Source organism: Streptomyces sp. HUAS MG91 (assembly GCF_040529335.1).
GTDB lineage: Bacteria > Actinomycetota > Actinomycetes > Streptomycetales > Streptomycetaceae > Streptomyces > Streptomyces tabacisoli.
In genome coordinates this window covers 3,663,154-3,681,369 of record NZ_CP159534.1, presented here as the reverse complement: position 1 = coordinate 3,681,369, position 18,216 = coordinate 3,663,154, and the positions used below count along the sequence as shown (strand labels likewise).

General features: G+C 71.7%; 16 protein-coding genes. 11 read left to right on the top strand and 5 right to left on the bottom strand.

Annotated features, from left to right (window positions below):
- Nucleotides 1-14 precede the first annotated feature (14 nt).
- Entirely contained in the window at nucleotides 15-839 is an 825-nt protein-coding gene (locus ABII15_RS16585) for an exodeoxyribonuclease III (RefSeq protein ID WP_353947087.1), read from the top strand.
- 52 nt (nucleotides 840-891) lie between these two features.
- Here ABII15_RS16585 and ABII15_RS16580 read toward each other — a convergent pair whose 3' ends face one another.
- Both ABII15_RS16580 and ABII15_RS16575 read right to left on the bottom strand, forming a co-directional pair.
- Nucleotides 892-2,196, bottom strand: a complete 1,305-nt coding sequence (locus ABII15_RS16580; protein WP_353943099.1) for a recombinase family protein — start codon at nucleotides 2,194-2,196, stop codon at nucleotides 892-894.
- Nucleotides 2,197-2,321: 125 nt separating this feature from the next.
- Nucleotides 2,322-2,954, bottom strand: a complete 633-nt coding sequence (locus ABII15_RS16575) for a MerR family transcriptional regulator (protein ID WP_353947086.1) — start codon at nucleotides 2,952-2,954, stop codon at nucleotides 2,322-2,324.
- A gap of 175 nt (nucleotides 2,955-3,129) precedes the next feature.
- Here ABII15_RS16575 and ABII15_RS16570 point away from each other — a divergent pair, with 175 nt between their 5' ends.
- The 4 genes from ABII15_RS16570 to ABII15_RS16555 all read left to right on the top strand — a co-directional run bounded on the left by ABII15_RS16570 (nucleotide 3,130) and on the right by ABII15_RS16555 (nucleotide 6,794).
- Nucleotides 3,130-4,659: an NAD(P)/FAD-dependent oxidoreductase gene (locus ABII15_RS16570; protein ID WP_353943098.1), complete on the top strand. Its 1,530-nt coding sequence runs from the start codon at nucleotides 3,130-3,132 to the stop codon at nucleotides 4,657-4,659.
- Nucleotides 4,656-5,606 (top strand): alpha/beta hydrolase, encoded by a 951-nt coding sequence (locus ABII15_RS16565; RefSeq protein ID WP_353943097.1) that lies wholly within the window; start codon nucleotides 4,656-4,658, stop codon nucleotides 5,604-5,606. Before ABII15_RS16570 ends, ABII15_RS16565 begins: the two co-directional genes overlap by 4 nt.
- Nucleotides 5,603-6,478 (top strand): SDR family oxidoreductase, encoded by an 876-nt coding sequence (locus ABII15_RS16560; protein WP_353943096.1) that lies wholly within the window; start codon nucleotides 5,603-5,605, stop codon nucleotides 6,476-6,478. The genes ABII15_RS16565 and ABII15_RS16560 overlap by 4 nt, the downstream gene beginning before the upstream one ends.
- A 115-nt stretch (nucleotides 6,479-6,593) precedes the next feature.
- The gene (locus tag ABII15_RS16555; protein WP_353943095.1) at nucleotides 6,594-6,794 is read left to right on the top strand and encodes a hypothetical protein; all 201 of its coding nucleotides are present in this window, start codon (nucleotides 6,594-6,596) and stop codon (nucleotides 6,792-6,794) included.
- Nucleotides 6,795-6,897: 103 nt separating this feature from the next.
- Here the strand turns inward: ABII15_RS16555 and ABII15_RS16550 are convergent, their stop codons facing one another.
- Nucleotides 6,898-10,197 carry a S41 family peptidase gene (locus tag ABII15_RS16550; protein WP_353943094.1) on the bottom strand — a complete coding sequence of 1,100 codons (3,300 nt, stop codon included), beginning with the start codon at nucleotides 10,195-10,197 and terminating at the stop codon, nucleotides 6,898-6,900.
- Between the two features lie 218 nt (nucleotides 10,198-10,415).
- Between ABII15_RS16550 and ABII15_RS16545 the strand changes: the two genes are divergently transcribed.
- Nucleotides 10,416-11,003, top strand: a complete 588-nt coding sequence (locus ABII15_RS16545; protein ID WP_353943093.1) for a TetR/AcrR family transcriptional regulator — start codon at nucleotides 10,416-10,418, stop codon at nucleotides 11,001-11,003.
- A gap of 117 nt (nucleotides 11,004-11,120) precedes the next feature.
- Complete coding sequence (locus ABII15_RS16540) at nucleotides 11,121-13,334, top strand: MMPL family transporter (RefSeq protein WP_353943092.1); 2,214 nt, start codon at nucleotides 11,121-11,123, stop codon at nucleotides 13,332-13,334.
- Here ABII15_RS16540 and ABII15_RS16535 read toward each other — a convergent pair whose 3' ends face one another.
- Nucleotides 13,335-13,691, bottom strand: coding sequence for an SsgA family sporulation/cell division regulator (locus ABII15_RS16535; RefSeq protein WP_353943091.1), 357 nt, complete (start codon nucleotides 13,689-13,691; stop codon nucleotides 13,335-13,337).
- 131 nt (nucleotides 13,692-13,822) lie between these two features.
- On the opposite strand from ABII15_RS16535, the gene ABII15_RS16530 reads away from it, so the two are divergent.
- The 4 genes from ABII15_RS16530 to ABII15_RS16515 are packed head-to-tail and all read left to right on the top strand — an operon-like array spanning nucleotide 13,823 to nucleotide 17,624.
- A complete protein-coding gene (locus ABII15_RS16530; RefSeq protein WP_353943090.1) occupies nucleotides 13,823-14,881 on the top strand; it encodes an energy-coupling factor ABC transporter permease in 1,059 nt (352 codons plus the stop codon).
- Between the two features lies 1 nt (nucleotide 14,882).
- Nucleotides 14,883-15,644 (top strand): cobalt ECF transporter T component CbiQ, encoded by a 762-nt coding sequence (gene cbiQ, locus ABII15_RS16525; RefSeq protein ID WP_353943089.1) that lies wholly within the window; start codon nucleotides 14,883-14,885, stop codon nucleotides 15,642-15,644.
- On the top strand, nucleotides 15,632-16,393 hold the full coding sequence (locus ABII15_RS16520; RefSeq protein ID WP_353943088.1) for an ABC transporter ATP-binding protein: 762 nt from the start codon (nucleotides 15,632-15,634) through the stop codon (nucleotides 16,391-16,393). Before cbiQ ends, ABII15_RS16520 begins: the two co-directional genes overlap by 13 nt.
- A gap of 46 nt (nucleotides 16,394-16,439) precedes the next feature.
- Entirely contained in the window at nucleotides 16,440-17,624 is a 1,185-nt protein-coding gene (locus tag ABII15_RS16515) for a serine hydrolase domain-containing protein (RefSeq protein WP_353943087.1), read from the top strand.
- Here the strand turns inward: ABII15_RS16515 and ABII15_RS16510 are convergent.
- Nucleotides 17,570-18,154 carry a hypothetical protein gene (locus tag ABII15_RS16510; protein WP_353943086.1) on the bottom strand — a complete coding sequence of 195 codons (585 nt, stop codon included), beginning with the start codon at nucleotides 18,152-18,154 and terminating at the stop codon, nucleotides 17,570-17,572. The two genes, ABII15_RS16515 and ABII15_RS16510, sit on opposite strands and share 55 nt — an antisense overlap.
- Nucleotides 18,155-18,216 lie beyond the last annotated feature (62 nt).

Sequence of the window (18,216 nt, the reverse complement as noted above, 5' to 3'; positions counted from 1 at the left end):
GGCTGATCCGTCCAGTGTGCCGGTACCGTGGCCGGGTGCTGACTGTGACCAGTGTGAACGTGAACGGGCTGCGGGCCGCCGCCAAGAAGGGCTTCGTGGAGTGGCTCGCCGAGACCTCCGCCGATGTCCTGTGCCTCCAGGAAGTGCGCGCCGAACCGCACCAGCTGCCCGACGAGGTCCGCGAGCCCGAGGGCTGGCACGTCGTGCACGCCCCGGCCGCCGCCAAGGGCCGGGCCGGCGTCTCCCTCTACACGCGGCGCGAGCCGGAGCGGGTGCGGATCGGGTTCGGGTCGGCCGAGTTCGACGGCAGCGGGCGGTACGTGGAAGTGGATCTGCCCGGCGTCACCGTCGCCTCCCTCTACCTGCCCTCCGGCGAGGTCGGCACCGAGCGGCAGGACGAGAAGATCCGCTTCATGGGCGAGTTCCACGCCTACCTGAAGGGCCTGCGCGAGCGCGCCGCCGCCGACGGCCGCGAGGTCGTCGTCTGCGGCGACTGGAACATCGCCCACCAGGAGGCCGACCTCAAGACCTGGAAGGCCAACAAGAAGAACTCCGGCTTCCTGCCCGAGGAGCGCGAGTGGCTGGGCCGTGTCCTCGACGCGACCGACGGCGGCTACGTCGACGTGGTCCGCGCCCTGCACCCGGATGTGGAGGGGCCGTACTCGTGGTGGTCGTACCGGGGGCGGGCCTTCGACAACGACGCGGGATGGAGAATTGATCTCGTGGTGTCGACCTCCGGCCTGGCTGCCAAGGCGCGCAAGGCATTTGTGGAGCGGGCGGCCACGCACGCCGAGCGCTGGTCGGACCACGCCCCGGTGACGGTTGTGTTCGACCGCTAGGTGTACCGGCGGGCGGAGCGCCCCGAATGCTCGCCCCGCCCGACCATTTCCGTCAGACCGCCGAAGACGGAGCCTCGTCCATCGTGAACGCCAGACGCGAGGTGTCCGGTCCTGTCGGCCGGGTCGTGTCTCCGCCGCAGCGGCCCTTGGAAACGGTGACACGCGCTCCGGCGGCCAACAGGTCCGCGCGGCTGACGGGGCCGCGAGTGCCTGTTGCGGCGCGGTAGCTCTCCACTGTGTAGCCCTCCAGCCAGTCCGACCTCATGGCGGCCGCCGCCGGACACCGCAGTCCCTTCGCCGGAGCCGCGCAGACGTAGTCGCCGTAGGGGTACGGCTTGCGGGCCCGGTAGTACATACGGCCGCCGCACCCGGCGCAATGTGCGACGCGGGTGAGAAGCGCGGAGGTCGGGCGACGCGTCCGCCGCGTTCCGTTGGACCGGATCGTCAAGAGGTCCTGAAGGGTGCGGAACGTGCCTTCGTCCAGCACAGGCGCACCGATCAGAACGGGGCGGCCGTCCCCGTCGAGGACTGTCCGTCCCTGGTGGACGCGGTGACCCATCAGCGAGGGGGACCGCAGCACTTTCGACAGCGTCCCCGATGTCCATCGGAAGCGGTCGAAAGTGAGCCCGTGCCGGGTTCCGCCGGTGCCGCGTCCTTGGAGCAGTGCGTGGCGGTCACGGGGCACGAGGGCGTCCTCTTCGTTGAGCCAGCGGGCGACGGCCGTCAGGGAATGACCGGACAGCACACGATTCACGATGGCGTGCACCAGCGAGGCGGACTCGTCGTCCGGGGTGAGGCACCATCCGGTACCGGAGGGATGCGGTGCCTTTCGGTACCCGAACGGGACGAGGCCGCCGCCGTAGCGACCCGCCGCGCGCAGTGCCTCGTGGGCGTCGGTGAGCCGAGAGGAGATCGCTCGGGATTCCTGCTCGGCGGCGTAGGCCAGGTCCATGGCGAGTCGAACGGTGGCGCCTCCGGCCTCGGGACTGACGATCAGTGGTCCGCTCTCCCCGGGAACTCCGAAGACGAGGGTGACGGCTTGCGCACACCCCCAGGCGATCAGATCGGACATGTGCCCGACCGACCGCACGGCGCGGTCCACGTGCGACCAGACGACGGCTTCGTAGCTGCCGGGGCGGCGGAGCCACGGTCCCAGAGCGGGGCGGTCGAAGGGGGACGTCGCGCGTGCGGAGACGCCGAGGTCGACGGCCTCGCCGATCAGCGTGAACCCCGCCTGTTCGGCGAGGTACTGGACTGTCGCACGCTGCCTGCCGGGTGAGGTTGTCACCTTGGTGACGTTGCTGAGCCGTACGACGCCGAGCGCGCGCCCGGGCTCGGTATGACTACGCTTGGGCATGCTGGCACTCCCAGAAGTGTCGGCCACGCCCCGGGGCTGGTAGGACAGTCGCCGGGGTCTTGTCTCTGGTCCAACTCTCGGCAGGTGAAACCGAATTCGGGCATGTTTGAGCGGCATTACCTCGATCAGGTGATGTCGCGTGCCGGCGGGCTGAGGCGGCGGTCCAGGGCCATCGAGAGTTCTGCCTCCACCACCGACTTGGCGAGTGGGCGCAGGCGTTGGACGTCCTTTTCGTCGCCGTGGGCGAGGATCAGCTCGTGGAAGAGGGTCGCCAGGGCGTCCGCGTGGTCGCGGACCGTGCGGGCCGCCGCCAGGACCTCGGCGAGCGGGATGCCCTCGCGGACCAGGGCCGCCGAGACGTCGAGCAGGCGGCGGCTGATGTGGACGATCTCCTCGCCGTCGGTGCCGAGGTAGCCGAGGTCCAGGGCCGCCTGGAGGTTCTCCGGGGTGACGTCCCCGGCGAAGTGGTCGGCGAGTTCGGTGGCGGTCAGGCGGACCGGGATCTCCTCGGTGGGTGAGCCGATGCCGAGGAGTTCGGCGACGTCGCGGCCGCGGTCGAAGGCCTCGGAGAGTTCGGCGATGCCGTTGAGGGTGTGGCCGCGCTCCAGGAGCTGGGCGATCGTGTGCAGGCGGGCCAGGTGCGTGTCGTCGTACCAGGCGATCCGGCCCTCGCGGCGCGGGGGCTTGATGAGGCCGCGCTCGCGGTAGAAGCGCACGGTGCGCACCGTGATGCCGGCCGCCCTGGCCAGTTCCTCCATGCGGTACTCGCGCTGCTCGCTGGGTTCCGTCGCTTCTGTGGGCACGGCACGAGCCTATGTTGTACCGCCGGTAACTTTCCTCGTCCCTACCCCTACCGCTCGGTAGGGCCCTGCTCTACGCTCCTGACTGTGCCAGTGTTCACTGGCAGAGTCGCACGGCCAGGGAGGCGCCGGGATGACCGAGCATGAACACGTACGGGTGGCGGTGATCGGATCCGGGTTCGGCGGGCTCGGCGCGGCGGTCAGACTGCGCCGCGAGGGCATCACCGACTTCGTGGTCCTGGAGCGGGCCGGCACGGTGGGCGGCACCTGGCGGGACAACAGTTACCCGGGCTGCGCCTGTGACGTGCCGTCGCACCTGTACTCGTTCTCGTTCGCCCCGAACCCGGACTGGCCGCGGACGTTCTCCGGGCAGGAGCGCATCCAGGAGTACCTGGAAGGGGTCGCCGACACCTTCCGGCTGCGCCCGCACATCCGCTTCGACTCCGAGGTGAAGCAGGCACGCTGGGACAGCGAGAAGCTGTGGTGGGAGCTCGACACCGCGAGCGGGACGCTCACCGCCGATGTCGTCGTCTCCGCGACCGGGCCGCTGTCCGACCCGAAGATCCCGGACATCAAGGGATTCGACACCTTCCCCGGCAAGGTCTTCCACTCCGCGCGCTGGGACCACGACTACGACCTGCGCGGCAAGCGCGTCGCGATGATCGGGACAGGCGCGTCCGCGATCCAGATCGTGCCCGCCGTCCAGAAGGAGGTCGGGAGGCTCACCCTCTTCCAGCGGACGCCGCCGTGGGTCATGCCGCGCGCCGACCGGAACATCACCAGGGCCGAGCGCTGGCTGCACCGTCAGCTGCCGTTCACCACGCAGGCGCGGCGCGGACTGCTCTGGGGCATCAGGGAGTTGCAGGTCCAGGCGTTCACCAAGCGGCCCAACGAGCTGGGCATGGTCGAGCAGCTCGCCAAACGGAACATGCACCGGGCGATCAAGGACCCGGCGCTGCGCGCCAAGCTGACCCCCGACTACCGGATCGGCTGCAAGCGCATCCTGCTCTCCAACGCCTACTATCCGGCGCTGGCCCGGCCGAACGTCGATGTCGTCGCGTCGGGTCTGAGCGAGATCCGCGGGAACACCCTGGTCGCCGCCGACGGCACCGAGGCCGAGGTCGACGCGATCGTGTTCGGCACCGGGTTCCACGTCACGGACATGCCGATCGCGGAGCGGGTCGTCGGCGCGGACGGGGTCAGCCTCGCCGAGAGCTGGAAGGGCGGGATGGCGGCGCTGCGCGGGGCCACGGCCGCCGGGTTCCCGAACTTCATGACGATCATCGGCCCGAACACCGGGCTCGGGAACTCCTCGATGATCCTGATGATCGAGGCCCAGCTGAACTATCTGGCCGACTACATGCGGCAGTTGACCGTGCTCGGCGGCCGCGTCGCGCTCACCCCGCGCGAGACCGCCGTCGCCGGCTGGAACAACCGCGTACAGGACCGGATGAAGCGCACCGTGTGGAACACCGGCGGCTGCGACAGCTGGTACCTGGACGAGAACGGCCGCAACACGACGGTGTGGCCGGGCACCACGACCGAGTTCCGGCAGGCCACGCGCCGGGTGGACGTGGGCGAGTACGAGGTGGTGCGGCCGCCCGTCGAAGCGGCGTCGAAGAAGTCCCGTACGAAGAAGAAGGCCGAGGTGAGCGCCGCATGAGCCGCCTGACGCACGTGCGGACCGGACCGTACGCCCCGCCCGTGGCCGTCGACGAGTTGACCGTCACCTCGGCGGACGGCGCCCGGCTCCACGTCGAGGTGCACGGGCCCGCCGACGCGCCCGCCGTCGTGCTCGCGCACGGCTGGACCTGCTCGACCGCCTTCTGGGCGGCGCAGACGCGGGCGCTCGCCACCGACCACCGGGTCATCGTGTACGACCAGCGCGGGCACGGCCGCAGTCCGGCTTCCCCTCAACTCCCGTACACCACCGGCATGCTGGCCGACGACCTGGAGGCGGTGCTTGCCGCGACGCTCGCGCCGGGGCAGCGGGCCGTGCTCGTCGGGCACTCCATGGGCGCGATGACGCTGATGGCCGCCGCGGGCCGGGCGAAGCTCGCCGAGCACGCGGCGGCGCTGCTGCTGTGCAGCACCGGCAGCTCGCGTCTGGTGGCGGAGTCGACCGTGGTGCCGCTGCTCGGTCCTGGCGCGCTGCGGACCCGGCTGACCCGGGCGATCCTGGGGTCGAAGGCGCCGCTCGGGCCGGTCACGCCGGTCGGCAAGAAGGTGCTGCGGTACGGGACCATGGGGCCCGGTTCGGCGCCGGACAAGGTCGAGGCGTGCGCGCGGATCGTGCACGCGTGCCCGCGCGACGTGCGGTACGGGTGGTCGCAGGTGCTCGAAGAGCTTCAGGTCGACGAGGGGGTGCGGGCGCTGACGATGCCGGTGGCCGTGCTCGCCGGGACCGCGGACCGGCTCACCCCCGTCGTGCACGCCCGGCGGATCGCGGAGGCGCTGCCGAACTGCGTGGGCCTGACCGAGCTGCCGGGGCTCGGCCACATGACGCCGATCGAGGCACCGGAGGCGGTCACCGGGAGGATCCGGGAGCTGTCCCGCACGTACATACCGACACAGGTGGAGCAGGATCAGGAAGGGGTGGACGCCGCATGAGCAAGGTCAGTCTCGAAGGTCAGGTCGCGGTCGTCACGGGCGCGGCGCGCGGGGTCGGCGAGCTGCTCGCCCGCAAGCTGTCGGCGCGGGGCGCCAAGATCGCGCTGGTCGGTCTGGAGCCGGACGAGCTGAAGCAGGTCGCGGGGCGGCTGCACTCCGACGCCGACTGGTGGCATGCCGATGTCACCGATCACGAGGCGATGGCGCGGGTCGCCCAGGAGGTGAAGGAGCGGTTCGGGAAGGTCGACATCGTCGTGGCGAACGCGGGGGTGGCGACCGGCGGTCCGTTCGTGGACTCCGACCCGGTCTCCTGGCGGCGCGTCATCGAGGTCAACCTCATCGGGTCCGCGGTCACCGCCCGCGCCTTCCTGCCCGTCCTGATGGAGTCGCGCGGTTACCTGCTCCAGATTGCCTCGCTCGCGGCGATCACTCCGGCGCCGATGATGACCGCGTACTGCGCGTCGAAGTCGGGCGTGGAGGCGTACGCGCACAGCCTGCGCGCGGAGGTCGGCTACAAGGGCGTACGGGTCGGCGTCGGCTATCTGTCGTGGACCGACACGGACATGGTGCGCGGCGCGGACCAGGACGACGTGATGCGCGAGCTGCGCCAGCGGCTGCCGTGGCCGTCGAACAAGACGTATCCGCTGGGCCCGGCGGTCGACCGGATCGTGGACGGTGTCGAGCGGCGGTCCTCGCACGTGTACGCGCAGTGGTGGCTGCGCGGCATGCAGGGGATCCGGGGGTACCTGCCCGCGCTGATCGGGACGGTCGGGCAGCGCGAGATGCGGCGGTTCGAGGGGCGGCTCGGTCATGTGCCGAAGGGTCTGGTGGGGGCTGGCGGGGCTGCCGACGAATCGGTGCGGGACCGCTGACCTGGGCTTTTCGCCGCCCTGCACAGTCCGTTATTGATCGAAATGCGGCTCCTGTCACCCCGTGTCAGTCTGGTCGAGGCCCCATCCCCCTCACCCACCACGGGAGTGAACAAGCATGGGCATCATGGACCAGTTCAAGGACAAGGCCGACCAGCTCCAGGACCAGGCCAAGGAGAAGCTCGGCGGCGCCAAGGACGAGGCGAGCGAGCGGACGCAGCAGGCCCAGGACCAGGCCGGTGAGCGCGCTCAGCAGGCCCAGGACGAGGCCGGTGAGCGCTCGCAGCAGGCTCGGGAGAAGTTCCAGCAGGACTCCTGAACGGGCTTGCCCGTCCTGAGCGCTCCTTGAGCGCGTCACGGACACGGTCGGGCCCCACCCGGAACTCCGGGTGGGGCCCGATTTCCGTTGCCCGGCGGCCGGTTCAGCGGGGCGGCAGCTTCGGGCGGCGCCGGTCCGGTACGTCCGTGTAGTCGGGCGGGGTGAGGGCGCCCTGTTCGCGCAGCAGGTCCAGGGCCAGTTCGACGGCGTCGTCGAGCTGGGCGTGCCGGCCCTCCGCCCAGTCCAGCGGGGTGCGCAGCGCCTCGATGTCGGGGTCGACGCCGCGGTTCTCGATCGACCAGCCGTACTCGGGGAACCAGGCCGCGTTCATCGGCACCGTGATCGCCGTGCCGTCGCCGAGCTTGTGCCGGCCGGTCATGCCGACGACGCCGCCCCAGGTGCGCTGGCCGACGACGGGGCCGAGCGCGAGCAGCTTGAACGCGGCGGTGATCATATCGCCGTCGGAGGAGGTGGCCTCGTCGGCGAGGGCGACCACGGGGCCGCGCGGCGCGTTGGAGGCGTAGGACACCGCCTGGGCGTTGCGGGTGAGGTCCCAGCCGAGGATCCTGCGGGACAGTTTCTCGACGACGAGTTCGCTGATGTGGCCACCCGCGTTGCCGCGTACGTCGATGATGAGGGCGGGGCGGGAGACCTCCATGCGCAGGTCGCGGTTGAACTGGGCCCAGCCCGAGCCGCCCAGGTCGGGGATGTGCAGATAGCCGCACTTGCCGTTGCTCAACTCCCGTACGACGGCGCGGCGTTTGGCGACCCAGTCCTGATAGCGCAGGGGCCGCTCGTCGATCAGCGGGACGACCGCGACCCGGCGGGCGCGGCCGCCGCCCTCGGCCGGGTCGAAGGTCAGCTCCACGGTGGTGCCGCCGGCGCCGGCGAGCAGCGGGAACGGGCCCGCGACCGGGTCGACCCGGCGGCCGTCGACGTGGGTGAGCGCGGCGCCCTCGCGGATGCCGGTGCCGGACAGCGGGGAGCGGGCCCGGGAGTCGGAGGAGTCGCCGGGCAGGATCCGGCTGATCACCCAACTACCCTCTCGGCAGACGAAGTTGGCGCCGAGCAGGCCCTGGGCGCGCTGGTAGTGCGGCGGGCCCTCGTTGCGGCGGGCGGGGGAGACGTAGGCGTGCGAGGTGCCGAGTTCGCCGAGGACCTCGCGCAGCAGGTCGGCGAACTCGTCCGGGGACGCGACCCGTTCGACCAGCGGCCGGTACTGGTCGAGGACGGCGTCCCAGTCGATGCCGCACATCCGCGGTTCCCAGAAGTAGGCGCGGATGATCCGGCCCGCCTCGTCGTAGGCCTGGCGCCACTCGGCGGCCGGGTCGACCTCGTGCAGGATGCGGCGCAGGTCGATGAAGACCGTGGAGTCGGAGTCGCCCGCCTCGGTGGCGGGGACGGCTTCGAGGTCGCCCTCGTCGGCGACGACGAGCCGGGTGCCGTCGCCGCTGACCGCGAACCAGTCCATGTGGTCGACGAGTTGGGTCTTCTTGCCCTTGCTGAGGTTGAAGTGTTCGAGGGTCGGCTGGGAGGAGGTGTCGGCCGGGTTGGCGAACGTCTCGCCGAGCGCGCCGGAGATCGGCCAGCGCAGCCAGACCAGGCCGCCGCCGGAGACCGGGTGCAGCGCCGAGTACTTGGAGGCCGCGACCGGGAACGGCACGACGCGGTTGGCCAGGCCCTCGATCTCGACGGTCGGGGTGCCGTCGCCGCCGCTGTCCTCGACCGGGTCGAGACCTCCGGCGGCGGTGCGTCCGTCGGGCGAGAGCGCGAAGGGGGACGGCGTCGCGGAGGAGAGCGGTACGAGGTAGGGGCGGCAGCCGAGCGGGAAGGACAGGTCGCCGGTGTGCACGTCGTAGACCGGGTCGAAGCCGCGCCAGGACAGGAAGGCGAGATAGCGGCCGTCGCGGGTGAAGACCGGGTTCTCGTCCTCGAAGCGGCCGTTGGTGACGTCGACGACCGTGCGCTCGCCGGGGCCGGTGATGCGGGCCATCTTGATCTGGCGCAGGGAGCGGCCGATGCCCGGGTGGGACCAGGTCAGCCAGGCGCCGTCGGGGGAGAAGGCGAGATCGCGGACCGGGCCGTTCGTGGACCGGATCAGCTCGGTGACCTCGGCGGTCTCGGTCGTCCCGGTGGCGGTGATCTCGGTGGCGCCGTCGCCGGGCACGGTGAGCAGCAGCAGGCGGCCGTCGTTGGAGGCGACGGCGAGGCGGCCGCCTTCGGGGTCGGCGACCAGTTCCTGGACCCGGCCGAGGCCGCCCGAGGCGAGCCGCCGGGGCGGACGGTCGCCGCTGGCCCGGGGCAGATAGGCGATCTCGACGGCGTCCTCGCCGGCCGCGTCGGTGACGTAGGCGACCTGTCCGCCGGAGCCCAGCATCTCGGGCAGCCGTACCCGGACGCCCGGGGTGTCGGCGATGGTGCGGGCCGGGCCGTCGCGGTGGGTGAGCCAGTACAGGGAGCCGCGCACGACGACCGCGCTGGCCCGGCCGGTCTCGTCGACGGAGAGCGAGTCGACGTGGTGGGCGGCCGGGACCTGGTAGGAGCGGCGCCCCGCGCGCGGCCCGCCGAGCCGCACCCGGAGTCTGCGCGGTACGGAGTCGGGCTCCAGCGAGTCCAGGATCCACAGCTCGCCCGCGCACTGGTAGACGACCCGGTTGCCGTCGGTGGAGGCGTGCCGGGCGTAGAAGGCGTCGTGGTCGGTGTGCCGGGTGAGGCCGGAGCCGTCGGGCCGGCAGGAGTAGACGTTGCCGATGCCCTCGTGGTCGGAGAGGAAGGCGATCCGGCCGCCCACGAACATCGGGGCGTCGAGGTGCCCGTCGAGGTCGGCGAGGACGCGCTGCCCGTGCACCCAGAGCCGGCCCTGGGCGCCGCCCCGGTACCGCTTCCAGGCGGCCGGTTCGTGCGGGGGCGTGCCCGTGAGCAGCAGGGTCTGCCGCTCACCGTCGATGTCGGCGATCTGGATGTCGGAGACCGGGCCCCAGGGCAGCTTGCCGCCGGGTGAGCCGTCGGTGGGGACGCTGTAGGCGAAGGTGAAGTAGGAGAAGGGCTCGCCGTGCGAGGCGACGGCGAGGATGTCGGCCCGGCCGTCCTTGTCGGGGGGTGTCCAGCCGCGGACCTGGGTGTCGACACTGCCCCAGTACGTGAGCCGCCGCGCCGAGCCGCCGTCGACCGGTGCCACGTGGATCTCCGGGTCGAGGCTGCGCCAGGTCGTGTACGCGATGTGGGTGCCGTCGGGCGAGAAGCGCGGGTGGCTGACCTTCGTTCGGTCGACGGTGAGGCGCCAGGCCCGGGCCGAGCCGTCGAGCGGCGCGATCCACAGATCGTCCTCCGCCGCGAAGCACAATCGCTCGCCGCTCAGGTGCGGGAATCGTAGGTAGGCCTGGGGTGCGTCGTCCTGGATCACCTCTTCATGCTTTTCCGCGACATGGCCTCCGGCAACCCGGGTACTTCGTCCGCGGCTCTCGTCGTGGCGGGTCGCGCCCACGCGGCGGAGCCGCACATCGGCACGGCCCCGCGCCCCTGGCGGGGCGCGACGGTGTGGCGCAGCACACGAACGAAACTGTTTCGTTTCGTTAGTGGGCGGGGTATGTTCAGAGCGTACGAACCCGGAGAGGTGAGGTCATGGTCGCCGAAGCGGCAGCGAGACGCAGCCGGATCACGCCCGAGCGCGAGGCCGAGCTGTACGCGGCCGTGCTCGACCTGCTCCGGGAGGTCGGTTACGACGCCCTGACGATGGACGCCGTGGCCACCAGGACCCGGGCCAGCAAGGCGACGCTCTACCGCCAGTGGGGCGGCAAGGCCGAGCTGGTCGTGAAGGTGCTGCGGCACCAGAAGCCGCACTTCGACGAGGTCGACACGGGGTCGCTGCGCGGTGATCTGCACGCGATGGTGCTCCGGGACGACGACTGTCACATGGAGCAGAACAGCGCGCTGATGCGCGGCCTGATGGTGGCCGTGCACGCCAACCCCGATCTGCTCGCCGCCTTCAAGGAATGGATCGTCGAACCGGAGATGTCCGGTGTGGACCGTGTGCTGCAGAGAGCGGTGGACCGAGGTGAGATGCGGGCCGACAACCCGGCGCGCGCCTACATCATCCACATGCTGATCGGCGGTTTCGCCACCCGGACGCTCATCGACGAGCAGCCGCCCACCCAGGCCTACCTCATCTCGTACATCGACGCAGTGGTTCTCCCCGCCCTCGTCGCCTGAGCTCTCCCGAAGCCCAGACCCGTTCACCTGACGCGCACCGCTCAACGTCGTCGGGCTGATTTTCCCTGCCCTGGGGGCCCGAGCCCCGACCCCACGACCTGACCGGAGTACGCCTTCGTGGCCACCTTCCTGTACAAACTCGGCAAGCTCGCCTTCCGCCGAAGGCATTTCGTCGCCCTGATATGGGTGGCCCTGCTGACGCTCGCGGGCGTCGGCGCCGCCTCCGCGCCGACCGCCGCCTCCAGCTCCTTCTCGATTCCCGGGACCGAGGCGCAGAAGGCCTTCGACCTGCTCGACCAGCGCTTCCCCGGCTCGGCCGCCGACGGCGCGACCGCCCGGGTCGTCTTCAAGGCGCCCGCCCACGAGAAGCTCACCGACGCCGCCAACAAGGCGGACATCCAGGACACGATCTCCGCGATCAAGTCCAGCTCGAAGCAGGTCGCGTCCGTCGCCGACCCGTTCGAGGGGAACACGGTCAGCAAGAACGGCACGATCGCCTACACCTCGGCCTCGTACAAGGTCTCCTCGATGGAGCTGACCGACGACGACCGGGACGCGCTGCAGCAGGTCATCGACGACGCCAAGAAGACCGGGCTGACCGTCGAGGTCGGCGGTGACGCGCTCCAGGCCATGCCCGAGACCGGCGCGACCGAGGTCATCGGCATCGCGGTGGCGGCCGTCGTGCTCGTGATCACCTTCGGCTCGCTGGTCGCGGCCGGGCTGCCGCTGCTCACCGCGCTGATCGGCGTCGGCATCGGCGTCTCGACCATCACGGCGCTCGCCAACGCGCTGGACCTGGGCTCCACCACCTCCACCCTCGCGATGATGATCGGCCTCGCCGTCGGCATCGACTACGCGCTGTTCATCGTCTCCCGCTTCCGGGCCGAGCTGGCCGAGGGCCGCGAGCGCGAGGAGGCCGCCGGACGGGCGGTCGGCACCGCGGGTTCGGCCGTCGTCTTCGCCGGGCTCACCGTCGTCATCGCGCTCGTCGGCCTCGCCGTCGTCAACATCCCGATGCTGACCAAGATGGGCGTCGCCGCCGCCGGCACCGTCGCCATCGCCGTGCTCATCGCGCTCACCCTCATCCCGGCGCTGCTCGGCTACGCGGGCAAGCGCGTCCACGGTCGCAAGGCCCGCAAGGCCGCCGAGTCCGGCACGCAGACCGAGGCCAAGCCCAACATGGGCACCCGCTGGGCCCGCTTCGTGCTGCGCCGCCCGGTCGCCGTCCTCGTCGTCGGCATCCTGGGCCTGGGCGCGATGGCCGTCCCGGTCGCCTCGCTCGAACTCGGCCTGCCCGACGACGGCAGCCAGCCCACAAGCACCACCCAGCGCAAGGCGTACGACCTGCTCTCGGAGGGCTTCGGGCCGGGCTTCAACGGCCCGCTGATGACGGTCGTCGACGCCCGGGGCGCGGACGACCCGAAGGCGGCCGTCGACGACGTCGTCTCGGAGATCAAGAAGACCGAGGGGGTCGCGGCCGTCGCGCCCGCGACCTTCAACAAGGCGGGCGACACCGCCATCGTCAGCGTCGTCTCGAAGTACAAGCCCTCCTCGGTGCAGACCGAGGACGTCGTGCACGACATCCGCGCGGCGGGCAAGGACATCAAGGCCGACACCGGCGCCGAGCTGAGCGTCACCGGCTCCACCGCGATGAACATCGACGTCTCGCAGAAGCTGAACGACGCGCTGGTGCCGTACCTGGCCCTGGTCGTCGGCCTGGCGTTCCTGCTCCTGATGGTCGTCTTCCGCTCGGTCCTGGTCCCGCTCAAGGCGGCGCTCGGCTTCCTGCTCTCGGTGCTCGCCGCGCTCGGCGCCGTCGTCGCCGTCTTCCAGTGGGGCTGGCTCGGCTCGCTCTTCGGCGTCGAGCAGACCGGCCCGGTCATGTCGATGATGCCGATCTTCATGGTGGGCGTGGTCTTCGGCCTCGCGATGGACTACGAGGTGTTCCTCGTGACCCGGATGCGCGAGGCGTACGTCCACGGGGAGCGCCCGGCGCAGGCGATCGTCACCGGGTTCCGGCACGGGGCGCGCGTGGTCAGCGCCGCCGCCGTCATCATGATCGCGGTGTTCGCGGGCTTCATCGGCTCGTCCGAGCAGATGGTGAAGATGATCGGCTTCGGCCTCGCGATCGCCGTCTTCTTCGACGCGTTCATCGTCCGCATGACGATCGTGCCCGCCGTCTTGGCGCTGCTCGGCAAGCGCGCCTGGTGGCTGCCGAAGTGGCTGGAGCGGGTGCTGCCCAACGTCGACGTGGAGGGCGAGGGCCTGAAGACGGCCTCCGGCGCCGCGGGCAAGGACGACGACGGCGACCGGGAGCTGGTCAGCGCCTGATCAGCCGGTAGTGGTCGCCGGGGTGGTGGCCGTGTACGTACGACGCAGGAAGCGGATCAGCGCCTTCACGTCGAACTGCACGACCGCCACCCCTTCGCGTGCGTGGAACTCGATGACCGCCTGGACCCGGCCGCACGGCCAGATCCGGACGTCGCCCCCGGCGGCGGGTGCCCGCAGACCGCGTTCGAGCAGCTCGCGCGGGAAGGTCCACTCGCCCTCCGGCGCGGGCAGCGCGACCCGGACCTGGCCGTCACCGTCGTAGCGCAGCACCACCGGTACGGGTCGGTGCCCGTCGGCGGCGCCGGTGACGAGATGGGCGCGGGCGTACTGCTCGACGTACTGCTCGTCGGCACTCATGAGTCAAATGTCCCATATGTCAGACAATCCGGGCCAGAAGTAATTGATCGGGGGGCGCTCTTGCGAAGGGTTCGCAACAAGGCACTATCATCGAACGGTTAACCAGCTGCCGAGCGCCGGAGATCTCCGCCATGCATGTCCCCGACGGATTCATCAACGCCCCCGTCTCGGCGGCCGCCGGTGTCGTCGCCGCGGGCGCCGTCGCCGTCAGCCTGCGCGGCGCGCGCCGTGAGCTGGACGAGCGCACCGCCCCGCTCGCGGGCCTCGTCGCCGCCTTCATCTTCGCCGTGCAGATGCTCAACTTCCCCGTCGCGGCCGGTACCAGCGGCCATCTCCTGGGCGGAGCGCTGGCCGCGATACTCGTGGGCCCCTACACCGGGGTCCTCTGCGTCTCGGTCGTGCTGCTCATGCAGGGCGTGCTCTTCGCGGACGGCGGCCTGACCGCGCTCGGCGTGAACATCACGGACATGGCGATCACCACGACCGTCGTCGCCTACCTGGTTTTCCGCGGCCTGGTGAAGGTGCTGCCGCGCGGCCGCCGCTCGATCACCGTGGCGTCCTTCGCCGCCGCGCTCGTGTCGGTCCCGGCCGCCGCCGTCGTCTTCACCCTCGTCTACGCCATCGGAGGGACGACCGACGTCTCCCTCGGCAAGGTCGCCACCGCCATGGTCGGCGTCCACGTCCTGATCGGCATCGGCGAGGCCGTCATCACCGCGCTCACCGTCGGCGCGGTCGTCGCCGTCCGGCCCGACCTGGTGTACGGCGCCCGCGGCCTGACCGCACCGCTGAAGCTCAAGGTCGGCGGAGAACTGGTCGACGCGCCGGCCGCCGCGCCCGCCGCCCCGGTGGCCGCCCGCTCGCACCGCAAGATCTGGATCACCGGCCTGCTCACCTCCCTCGTCCTCGCCGGGTTCGTCTCCTTTTACGCCTCCGCCAACCCCGACGGCCTGGAGAAGGTCGCCCACGACAAGGGCATCGACAGCAAGACCAAGGAGCACGCCTCCGCCGACTCCCCGCTCGCCGACTACGGCGTCAAGGACATCACCGACGCCCGGCTCTCCGGCGGCCTCGCCGGAGTCATCGGCGTCGGCGTGACGGTCGTCGCGGGCTCCGGGATCTTCTGGGCGCTGCGCAGGCGCCGTACGAGCGACGCCGCGTCCACCGAGGTCCGCGCGCAGGAGACCGTCTGACATGGGCGCGGGCCACGCACACCGGCTCTACCGGCACGGGCACTCGCCCGTGCACGGGCTGCCCCCGCACACCAAGCTCGCCGCCGTCTTCTGCTTCGTGGTCGTCGTGGTCTCCACGCCCCGCGAGGCGATGTGGGCGTTCGCCCTGTACGCGGCGCTGCTCGCGGCGGTGGCGTACGCGGCGCGGGTGCCCGCCGGCTATCTGCTCAAGCGGCTGCTCATCGAGGTCCCGTTCGTGGCCTTCGCCGTGCTGATGCCGTTCGTCGCCGAGGGCGAGCGGATCCACGTCCTCGGCCTCTCGCTCAGCGAGAGCGGCCTGTGGGGCGCGTGGAACGTGCTGGCCAAGGGCACACTCGGCGTCGCCGCCTCCGTGCTGCTCGCCTCCACGACGGAACTGCGCGAGCTGCTGCTCGGCCTCCAGCGCCTGAAGCTGCCGCCGCTCCTGGTCCAGATCGCGTCCTTCATGATCCGGTACGGGGACGTGATCACGGACGAGATGCGGCGCATGAGGATCGCGCGGGAGTCGCGCGGCTTCGAGGCGTCCGGCGTGCGCCACTGGGGCGTGCTCGCCAAATCGGCGGGCGCCCTCTTCATCCGCTCCTACGAGCGCGGCGAGCGCGTGCACCTCGCCATGGTCAGCCGCGGCTACGCGGGTTCGATGCCGGTGATCGACGAGGTGACGGCGTCGCGCGCGCAGTGGTCGTACGCGCTGACCCTGCCGAGTGCGGCGCTCGTGGTGTGTCTGCTGGGATGGATGCTGTGACTACTGCATCTCTCGACGTGTCCGGGCTCGCCTTCGCCTACCCCGACGGACACCAGGCCCTCTTCGGCGTCGACTTCTCCGTCGCCCGCGGCGAACGCGTCGCCCTGCTCGGCCCGAACGGCGCGGGCAAGACCACCCTGGTCCTGCACCTCAACGGCATCCTGACCGGCGGCGCCGGAACCGTGAAGGTCGCGGGCATGCCCGTCGACAAGCGGAACATGGCGGAGATCCGCCGCAAGGTCGGCATCGTCTTCCAGGACCCCGACGACCAGCTGTTCATGCCCACCGTCCGCGAGGACGTCGCGTTCGGCCCGGCCGCCGCCGGGATGAAGGGCGCCGAGCTGGAGGCACGGGTCCACAAGGCGCTCGGTCTGGTCGGCATGGCGGAGTACGCGGACCGGCCCCCGCACCACCTCTCCTTCGGCCAGCGCCGCCGGGTGGCCGTGGCGACCGTCCTCGCGATGGAGCCCGAGATCCTCGTCCTCGACGAGCCGTCCTCCAACCTCGACCCGGCCTCGCGCCGCGAACTCGCCGACATCCTCAGGTCGCTGGACGTGACGGTCCTGATGGTCACCCACGACCTGCCGTACGCGCTCGAACTCTGCCCGCGCGCGCTGATCCTCAGCGGCGGCGTCATCGCGGCCGACGGCCCCACCGGCGACCTCCTCATGGACGAGGACCTGATGCGCGCCCACCGCCTGGAGCTGCCCTTCGGCTTCGACCCGGCCTCCGTGGCGGGACGGCGCTGACCCCCGGCCCCGGAATCATCACGTGCCGCGCCCTGTTGCATCCATCGTGGAGACAGCAGTGAACGGCACGACGGACCCCCGATTCGAAGGCATACGCACCGCCTTCGCCGAGAATTTCACGGCCCGCGGTGAGCGCGGCGCCGCCGTCGTCGTCTACGAGCACGGGCACAAGGTCGTCGACCTGTGGGCCGGCACCCGCGACGTGGAAGGCACCGGGCCCGCCTGGGAGCCCGGCACCGCGCAGATCCTGCGCTCCGCCACCAAGGGCGTCGCCGCCGCCGCGCTGCTCCTGCTCCACCAGCGCGGCGCCCTCGACCTGGACGCGCCCGTCGGCACGTACTGGCCGCAGTTCAAGGCGCACGGCAAGGAGGACGCCCGGGTCCGCGACGTGCTCGCGCACCGCGCCGGGGTGCCCGCCCTCGACCGGCCGCTGACCCCCGCCGAGGCCCTCGACCCCGAGCGCGCCGCCGCGGCCGTCGCCGCGCAGGCCCCGTCCTGGACACCCGGCGCCGACCACGGCTACCACGCGCAGACGTACGGCTGGCTCACGGCCGAGCTGGTGCGCCGGGTCACCGGGGACGACATCGGCACCTTCGTCGCGCGGGAGATCGCCGCTCCGGCCGGCGCCGACCTGTGGATCGGGCTGCCGGACGCGCAGGCCCACCGGGCCGGCCGGGTGGGACCGGTCGAGGCGCCGGTCACCGCGGGCGGGCTGCGGGCGCGGCCCAGCCGCCGCATCGCCGAGGCGTACGGCGACCCGGACTCGCTCACCCGCCGCGCCTTCGGGTCCGTCGACCCGGCCCCGGACGAGAACGACCCGGCGTACCGGGCCGGGCAGCTCGCGGGCTCCAACGGCATCGGCACGGCGGACGGCCTCGCCCGCTTCTACGCCGCGCTCATCGGCGAAGTGGACGGCGGCAGGCGGCTGTTCACCCCGGAGACGGTCCATCTCGCCCGCACCGAGGCGTCCTCGGGTCCCGACCGGGTCCTGGCCGTCCCGTCCCGCTTCGGCCTCGGCTACATGCTGCACGGTGTCGCCTCCCCGCTGCTGTCGCCGCACTCCTTCGGCCACCCGGGCCGCGGCGGCGCCCTCGGCCTCGCCGACCCGGAGTCCGGCATCGCCCTCGGCTATGTGACGAACGGGATGCGCACGGGCGTCACCGCCGACCCGCGCGCTCAGGCGCTGGTCAGGGCCGTACGGGAGGCGCCGGACCGCCACAGCGGGGCGTAGCCGAGCAGCAGGAGCACCGCGCCGAGCGGGATCAGGTCCTTGGTGGTCAGCGGCAGCAGCGAGGCGGCGAAGACGAGGCACGGCGCCCACACCGGCAGTCTGCGCAGCGCGTACAGGCGCACGGCGAGGATCACCTGGCCGACGAAGAAGAACATCGGGCCGACGGCGTAGAAGGCGAGTTCGGCGCCCGGCAGCGAGCCGAAGGTGTCCGACAGGCGGCCCATCTCGGCGTGATCGGCGGCCATCAGGCCCGTCACGATGTCCACGCCGAACTGCACGGCGAGGGCGAACGATCCGGCGACGGCGGCCACCAGACCGGCCGTCGCCCAGCGGTCGGAGCGACCAGCCGCCGCGCGCATCGCGGCGAACGCCCGCACGAAGAAGCCGAGCCCGACGAGGAAGCAGAGGTGCCCGGTGGTCCAGGCGAGCCCGGGGCCCTTGGTGCCGTCCAGGCCGTCGAGGAGCCGGATGACGCCGTACGCGCCGAACAGGGCGGGGGCGACGACGTATGCGCTACGAGGTGAGGTCATGCGCCGAGTCTGTGCGCGCCGCCGCCCCAACTCGATCCGGGCAGGCCCTGCTTGATCCCGTA